This is a genomic window from Actinomadura sp. NPDC048032 (assembly GCF_040653175.1).
Taxonomy (GTDB): domain Bacteria; phylum Actinomycetota; class Actinomycetes; order Streptosporangiales; family Streptosporangiaceae; genus Spirillospora; species Spirillospora verrucosospora.
The window spans coordinates 1-7,186 of record NZ_JBEZJP010000423.1 but is presented as its reverse complement, the minus strand read 5'-3'; the positions used below and the strand labels follow the sequence as shown (position 1 = coordinate 7,186).

At 74.4% G+C, this 7,186-nt stretch carries 8 protein-coding genes; 4 read left to right on the top strand and 4 right to left on the bottom strand.

Annotated elements, in window-relative coordinates:
* Positions 1-59: 59 nt before the first annotated feature.
* Positions 60-1,142, bottom strand: coding sequence for an NAD-dependent epimerase/dehydratase family protein (locus tag AB0C69_RS35105; protein WP_353831764.1), 1,083 nt, complete (start codon positions 1,140-1,142; stop codon positions 60-62).
* A gap of 89 nt (positions 1,143-1,231) precedes the next feature.
* Between AB0C69_RS35105 and AB0C69_RS35100 the strand changes: the two genes are divergently transcribed.
* The 3 genes from AB0C69_RS35100 to AB0C69_RS35090 are packed head-to-tail and all read left to right on the top strand — an operon-like array spanning position 1,232 to position 3,406.
* The gene (locus tag AB0C69_RS35100) at positions 1,232-2,659 is read left to right on the top strand and encodes a zinc-dependent metalloprotease (protein WP_360359523.1); all 1,428 of its coding nucleotides are present in this window, start codon (positions 1,232-1,234) and stop codon (positions 2,657-2,659) included.
* Positions 2,656-2,832, top strand: a complete 177-nt coding sequence (locus tag AB0C69_RS35095) for a hypothetical protein (RefSeq protein ID WP_360359520.1) — start codon at positions 2,656-2,658, stop codon at positions 2,830-2,832. Before AB0C69_RS35100 ends, AB0C69_RS35095 begins: the two co-directional genes overlap by 4 nt.
* A 22-nt stretch (positions 2,833-2,854) precedes the next feature.
* Positions 2,855-3,406, top strand: a complete 552-nt coding sequence (locus AB0C69_RS35090) for an NUDIX hydrolase (protein ID WP_360359517.1) — start codon at positions 2,855-2,857, stop codon at positions 3,404-3,406.
* Positions 3,407-3,414: 8 nt separating this feature from the next.
* Here the strand turns inward: AB0C69_RS35090 and AB0C69_RS35085 are convergent, their stop codons facing one another.
* From AB0C69_RS35085 to AB0C69_RS35075, 3 genes are all read right to left on the bottom strand, one after another.
* Entirely contained in the window at positions 3,415-4,086 is a 672-nt protein-coding gene (locus AB0C69_RS35085) for a hypothetical protein (RefSeq protein WP_360359514.1), read from the bottom strand.
* Positions 4,083-4,625: a M48 family metallopeptidase gene (locus tag AB0C69_RS35080; RefSeq protein ID WP_345184542.1), complete on the bottom strand. Its 543-nt coding sequence runs from the start codon at positions 4,623-4,625 to the stop codon at positions 4,083-4,085. Before AB0C69_RS35080 ends, AB0C69_RS35085 begins: the two co-directional genes overlap by 4 nt.
* A 186-nt stretch (positions 4,626-4,811) precedes the next feature.
* Positions 4,812-5,612 carry an enoyl-CoA hydratase-related protein gene (locus AB0C69_RS35075; protein WP_353831761.1) on the bottom strand — a complete coding sequence of 267 codons (801 nt, stop codon included), beginning with the start codon at positions 5,610-5,612 and terminating at the stop codon, positions 4,812-4,814.
* Between the two features lie 173 nt (positions 5,613-5,785).
* Between AB0C69_RS35075 and AB0C69_RS35070 the strand changes: the two genes are divergently transcribed.
* Positions 5,786-7,117, top strand: a complete 1,332-nt coding sequence (locus AB0C69_RS35070; RefSeq protein WP_360359511.1) for an AarF/ABC1/UbiB kinase family protein — start codon at positions 5,786-5,788, stop codon at positions 7,115-7,117.
* The last annotated feature ends 69 nt before the right edge of the window (positions 7,118-7,186 follow it).

Genomic DNA, 7,186 nt, shown 5'->3' with positions numbered 1-7,186 from the left:
CCCTGCAGCGGGGCCCGGACCCCGGCGGAGCAGGTCCTCCCTCGTCGTGTGGCGGGAGCTCAGCGGCGGCGCCTGCGGGCGCGGCGGATGGCGGCGGCCGCGCCGATCGCGGCGACGGTGGCGCCCGCGGCGGTGGCCATGGTGGCCTCCTTGCCGCCGACGCGGCGGCCGACGACGGCGTGCCGTCCGGCGGTCTCCTCCATCACGGCGCGCAGGGCCGCGGCGTTGTCGTGGAGGGGTTTCCAGCCGGCGGCGCGCAGCCGCGCGCAGTCCACGACCCACGGGTAGGCCACGTAGTGCAGGTCGGTGGCGGGCGCCGGGGTCATGCCGAGCCGGTGCAGGCGCTGCGCCATCCCGAAGGTGAGGGCGGCGGGCAGCTCGAAGTGGCGCTTGCCGGTGATCTCGGCGACCTCCTCGGGGCCGAGCCAGCCTTCGGAGCCGACCGCGAGGGGGCCGGGCACGTTCTCGGTGACGACGACGTCCAGCGCGGACGCGAGGTCGTCGATGTGGCAGAACTGCCAGCCGGGCGTGCTGCCCTTGACCGACAGCAGCCGCGGCGCCTCGAAGTGGCGGGTGACGACGGTGTCCACGCCCGGCCCGGCGAGCGCGGCCGGCCGGACGACGGTGACCTCGACCCCCGGGTGGGTGAGGTGCGCCGTGGCGGCCAGTTCCTCGATCTCCAGGTAGTCGCCGGCGATGGAGGTGCTGGCCTCGGCGAGCAGCGGGGCGTCCTCGCTCAGCGGGACCTCGTTGTCCGGCCCCGCCCCGTAGACCATCGCGGACGTGACGAGGACCACGCGCCGGACGCGGGCCGCCGCCGCGGCGGTGACCACGGTCTGGGCGCCGCGGACGTTGTGGGTCCGGCGCTCGCGCGGGTCCGCGTCCGGGGACCGTTCGAGGTCCAGATTGACGATCACGTCGACGTCGGAGAGCCGGCCGGGCAGCAGCGGATCCCTGATGTCGACGACACGCCAGGTGACGCCGGACACGTCGCCGCGGTGCCCGTCGATGGCGACGACCTTGCGGATCTCTTCCCGTTCGGCGAGCCGGGCGGCCAGCAGCCGCCCCGCGCCGGTGGCCGCGCCGGTGACGGCGACGACCGGGCCCTTGCTACGCCGAGGGCGAACCTTGCCCGTTGCCACGGGGGTGCCCCCTTCCTTGAGTACGCGACCTTGCCGGGACCGGCTAACGTTGCGGATATGAGCCCATCATGCATCCCAGGGGCAAACCGATGAGTGACACTCCGTTCGGCTTCAACCGTCCCGGGGACGGCGACGACGACGACCGGCCCCAGGATCCGTTCAAGGGCATGGGCGGCGACATGGCCCAGTTCGCCGACATGCTGCACCGGTTCGCGGACATGATCGGCGCGCAGGGTGCGGGCGGCGAGGGCGGCGGCCCCCTCAACTGGGACCTGGCCAAGAACATCGCCCGGCACACCGTGGTGGAGCAGGGCGACCCGTCGGTGGTGGACACCGAGCGGCGCCAGGTCGAGGAGGCGCTGCGCCTGGCGGAGCTGTGGCTCGACGAGCGGACGACGCTGCCCGCCGGGATCCGCACGCCGCAGGCGTGGAGCCGGTCGGAGTGGATCGAGCAGACGCTCCCGGTGTGGGCGAAGGTGTGCGACCCGATCGCGGCCCGCATGGTCGAGTCGATGGGCGGGGCGCTCGGCGGCGGCGACATCCCGGCCGAGATGCAGGCGATGGCGGGCCCGCTGATCGGGATGGTCAAGCAGATGGCCGGGGCGATGGTCGGCGGCCAGGCCGGGCAGGCGCTCGGCGGGCTGGCCCGCGAGGTGACCGGCTCCGCCGACGTGGGGCTGCCGCTGGCGCCCGACGGCGTCGGCGCGCTGCTGCCCGCGGGCGTCGAGGCGTTCGGGGAGGGCCTGGAGGTCTCCTCCGACGAGGTCCGGCTCTACCTGGCGCTGCGCGAGGCCGCGCACCAGCGGCTGTTCACGCACGTGCCGTGGCTGCGGGCGCACATGCTGGGCGCGGTCGAGGAGTACGCGCGCGGCATCACCGTCGACCTGTCGGGCATCGAGCAGGCCGTGCAGGGGCTCGACATGAGCAACCCGGAGGCCATCCAGGAGGCGCTCGGCGGGGAGATCCAGCTCCAGCCCGAGGAGACGCCGCGGCAGAAGGCGGCGCTGGCCCGGCTGGAGACGACGCTGGCGCTCGTCGAGGGCTGGGTCGACACGGTCGTGAACGAGGCCGCGCAGGGCCGGCTGCCCGGCTCGGTGAAGCTGGCGGAGGCGGTGCGGCGGCGCCGCGCGACGGGCGGCCCGGCGGAGCGGACGTTCGCGACGCTCGTCGGCCTGGAGCTGCGGCCGCGCCGGCTGCGGGAGGCCGCGGCGCTGTGGCGGTCGCTGACCGAGGCCCGCGGCGCCGAGGGCCGGGACGCGGTCTGGGAGCACCCCGACCTGCTGCCGACGTCCGACGACCTCGACGACCCGGAGGGCTTCGTCCACGGCCGCGACGAGATCGAGGGCCTGTCCGACATCGACCTGTCCAAGCTCACCCGGGGTCTGGACGAGGACGAGAAGCCCGACGAGAAGCCCGACGAGAAGCCCGACGAGAAGGAGTCCGGCGACGCGAAGGGGCCGGACGGCGGGGAGCCCGGCGGCGAACGGGGGCCCGGCGACGAGGGGCCGCGCGCATGAGCCGGTCGCGCCCGTCGCGGGTGAACGGCTGCCGCTACGAGCCGGGCTCGTCCACGAACGCGATCCGGAGGCGGGTCGCGCGGGCGAGCCTGTGCTGGCAGCGCCCGCTCGACCAGGAACGCCGCCGCCGCCATCCGGCCAACTCCCGCTACCCCCGCGTCGGCCGCACATGAGGCGCTCACCGGGCCCGCGGTCGTGACGGCCGGGGTCCTCTACGGGGACGCGGTGCGCGTCCTCTCGTCCTGGCGGGCGCCCGATTCCGGCCAGGACGGGCTGCGGCAGGAGTTCCTCCGGCATCTGGAGCGGCACCCGGCCGACGGCCTGTGGCGCGAGTGCGCTGACGCGCACATCACGGCCAGCACCGCCGTGCTCGACGCGTCCGGTACCCGGGTCCTGCTGACGCTGCATTCGAAGGTGAAGGCGTGGCTCCAGCTCGGCGGGCACTGCGAGCCGGGCGATGTCGCGCTCGCGGGTGCGGCGCTCCGCGAGGCGACGGAGGAGTCAGGCATCCCGGGCCTGCGGCTGTTCCCGGGGCCCGTCCAGCTCGACCGGCACGAGGTCCCCTGCCACCCGCGGGGGACCTGGCATCTGGACGTGCAGTACGTCGCGGTCGCCCCGGAAGGCGCCCGGCACGCGATCTCGGACGAGTCGGACGATCTCCGCTGGTTCCCGGTGGACGATCTGCCGGAGTCGGCCGACGCGGCGGTCCGGCGGCTGGTGGCCCGGGCGGTCGCCGCGCGAGCGTGACGCCCCGGTCAGCGGCCGAGCGGGTGGCCTTCGAGGAGGGCGCGGGTGTTCTCCCAGCCTTCCAGGCCGGGGTCGAGGAACCGCAGGTCGTCGAGGGTGCGGAGGCGGTGCCAGCCGGGGCCCTGGGGCACGAGGCCGGGGCGCGGCGCGGCGGCCCGGAGCCGGGCGAGGGCGTCGGGGGTGTCGAGGTCGACCTCGCGCAGGGCGCCGGCCAGCCAATCCGGCAGCGGGAGGCGGGCGGCGAGGGCGACCAGGCCGTTGCCGAGGGCGGCGGCGCCTTCGGCCTGGCAGGCGGCGGCCGGAGCGGAGCCGAGGGCGCGGAAGAGCTTGCCGAGCAGCAGCGGCGGCAGGTCCGGGGCGTCGGGGGCGATCAGCGCGGCGGTCTCGGCGCCGAGGGCGTGCAGGGCGGCGAACGCGCCGGCGAGCGTGCCCTCCCGGACGATCGGCGTGCCCGGCCAGGTGACGGCCTCGGCGTCCGGCTGGTCCGGCGGGTCCAGGACGAGCGCGGGCGTCACGAGTTCGAGTCCGGCGACGACCTCGTAGGTGTCCTCGAGGAGCGCGAGCCGGTAGTCCTCCGGGTCGAGGCCGGGGGGCACGGCGGAGCGAAGCGGCCACGCGAGCACGGCGGCGCAGCGCGCCGGCCCTTCGGGCGTGTGACCCGTGGCGACCTGGTCGGTCACCCGGCGGCCTCGTGCGGGTACGCCTCGCCGGGGTGCAGGCCGTCGCCGTGGTGGATGTCGGCGACGTCGCCGGGGGCGTCCGCTTCGAGCGGCAGGTGGGCGGCGGCGGCGACGCCCTCCAGGTAGCCGCGGGCGCGGTCGGCCTTCGGGTAGTTGCCGACCAGCTCCCAGAAGTCGGCGCCGTGCCCGGGGATGAGCAGGTGCGCCAGCTCGTGGACCAGGACGTAGTCGACGACCCAGCCGGGCATGCCGCGCAGCCGCGTGGACAGCCGGATGGTGCCGTCGTCGGGGGTGCACGATCCCCAGCGGGCGCGCTGGTTGGCGACCCATCGGACGCTGACCGGGTCGGCGCGGCCGGCCAGGTAGCGGCGGGACAGCTCGCGGGCGCGGGACTGGAGGTCGGCGTCGGTGGGCCGCCGCCGGCGTTCCCGCTCCGCGAGGCGTTCCAGGATGGTCGCGATCCACTGTTCCTCTTCGGCCTTGCTCAGCCTTGACGGAACCATCACCACCACCTTGTCGCCCTCACGGTAGGCGGACACGGTGCGCCTGCGCCTCGGGCTGCGGCGGACCTCAACGTTAGGGGGCACGGTCAGAACCGTACTCGAATTTTTGCCGAATCCACAGGGGGTGTTTGACGTTACCGCAGGTCAACCCCTATGTTTTAGACAGTTCTCCAGCGGTTCCACCAATCTCGGCGGACCGTTGCGGCGGTGCGCCCGCGCACTTTACTCGCCTGAGAATTGCGGGCTGCGCTTCTCCCGCTGCGCCGCGAGGCCCTCGCGCATGTCCCGGGAGGCCATCGTCACCGGCTGGGCGAGGGACTCCCAGCGCAGCGCCGACTCCATGTCGGGGTGGCCGCCGTTCGCCAGGGCGACCTTGGTGAGCCGGGTCGCGATCGGCGCCTGCGCGGCGATCCGCTCGGCGACGGCGAGGGACTCCGCCAGCACGTCCTCGCGCGGGAAGGCCTGGTTGACCAGGCCGTGCCCGGCGGCCTCGGCGCCGGTGAGGACCCGTCCGGCCAGCAGCATCTCGCGGGCCAGCGGCAGCCCGGCGACCTCGGGGAACAGCCAGGTCGCGGCCATGCCGGGGTGCAGGCCGAGGGCGGTGAACGGGGCGAGCAGCTTGGCGTCCCGCGCCGCGTACCGCAGGTCGCAGGCCAGCGCGAGGCAGAGGCCGGCTCCGACGGCGTGCCCGTTGACGGCGGCGATCGTCGGCACCTCCAGGCCGCGGATCGCGAGCCACGTCCGGTAGAACTCCAGCATCCGGTCGCGCAGCGGCGGGACGGCGACGTCGCCGGTTCCGGCCAGCCAGGACAGCTCGCCGCCGGAGCTGAACGCGGTGCCGGCGCCGGTCACGACGACGCAGCGCAGCGCGGCGTCGGCGCGCAGGTCCTCGACGGCCCGCTTCCAGGCGGCGGTGAGCTCGTCCGCCATCGCGTTGCGGCGGCCGGGGTCGTTCAGGGTGAGGACGGCGATCCCGTCGGGACGGCGGTCGATCAATAGCACATCGGCAGGCTCCGCGGACATGTCCGGCACCGTACCGTGCCCGCCGCGGCGCGCGGCGCGCGGCCCCGCACCCGCGTGAGAAAGCGCACACTTACCGCGTTTGAGCAGGTCAGATCGGTGGACCGGTTCCGGCTGCGGGGAGAGTTCGGGATGGTTGTGGCGTGAACGACAGTGGATCATCGACAATGGTCGACGTGAGCGATCTTCCCCGCCGCGCGGTGACGCGGTCAGCAAAGCTGGCGTCCCTCCCCATCGGCTTCGCGGGACGCACCGCCCTCGGCGTGGGGAAGCGGACCTTCGGCCGGCCGGCGGAGACGGTCGCGATGGAGATCCAGACCCGGACCGCCGAGCAGCTGTTCAAGGTGCTCGGCGAGCTCAAGGGCGGCGCGATGAAGCTCGGCCAGATGCTGTCGATCTTCGAGGCGGCGCTGCCCCCGGAGATCGCCGGCCCGTACCGGGCCACGCTGACCAGGCTTCAGGAGGCCGCTCCCCCGCTGCCGGCATCGACCGTCCACAAGGTGCTGGAGGAGTTCCTCGGGGAGGACTGGCGGGACTACTTCGAGTCGTTCGACGACCGGCCGGCCGCCGCCGCGTCGATCGGCCAGGTGCACCGCGCCGTCTGGCACGACGGCCGGGCCGTCGCGGTGAAGGTGCAGTACCCCGGCGCGGGCAAGGCGCTGATCAGCGACTTCAACCAGCTCGCCCGGCTGGGGCGGCTGTTCGGGGTGCTGATGCCGGGCCTGGACGTCAAGTCGATGCTGGCCGAGCTCAAGGAGCGGGTGGTCGAGGAGCTCGACTACACGATCGAGGCCGAGTCGCAGACCCGGTTCCGCGAGGCCTACCTGGACGACCCCGACTTCGCCATTCCCGAGGTCGTCGCGCAGTCCGGCAACATCCTGATCACCGAGTGGATGGACGGCACCGCGCTTTCGAAGATCATTAGCGAGGGGGACCAGGAGACCCGCGACCACGCGGCCCTGCTGTACTGCCGCTTCCTGCTGTCGGGGCCGAAGCGGTCGGGGATGCTGCACGGCGACCCGCACCCCGGCAACTTCCGGCTGCTGGAGGACGGGCGGCTCGGCGTCCTGGACTTCGGCGCCGTCGACCGCATCCCCGGCGGGTTCCAGCGGCGCCTCGGGCTGCTGCTGCGGATCGGCACGATGGCCGACATCGACGAGGTCGAGGAGGCCCTGCGCCGGGAGGACTTCATCCGCGAGGGCGTGGAGATCGACGCCGAGTCGCTGCAGGCGTTCCTCGCGCCGATCACCGAGCCGTTCGTCACCGAGACGTTCAAGTTCAACCGCGAGTGGCTGCGCGACATGGCCGCCCAGGTCACCGACCTGCGGCCGTCCAACGTCGTCCGGCAGCTGAACCTGCCGCCCGAGTACGTGATCATCCACCGGGTGCTGTCGGCGGGCACCGGCGTGCTCTGCCAGCTGGAGTGCGAGATCCCGGCCCGCGCCGAGTCACTGAAGTGGGTGCCCGGCTTCGCCGACGACGCGGACGGCGAGCTGGTCGGCGGCTGACGGCCCCGTCCGGGAGGCGCCGGAAAAGCTCGGGGGGGCCCCGGCCCGCGGTGGGGGGGGGGGGGGCCC

Coding starts and splice junctions, on each gene's coding strand:
- AB0C69_RS35100 (WP_360359523.1), top strand. CDS start 1,232: ATGAGTGACACTCCGTTCGGCTTCAACCGTCCCGGGGACGGCGACGAC.
- AB0C69_RS35075 (WP_353831761.1), bottom strand. CDS start 5,612: ATGTCCGCGGAGCCTGCCGATGTGCTATTGATCGACCGCCGTCCCGAC.
- AB0C69_RS35095 (WP_360359520.1), top strand. CDS start 2,656: ATGAGCCGGTCGCGCCCGTCGCGGGTGAACGGCTGCCGCTACGAGCCG.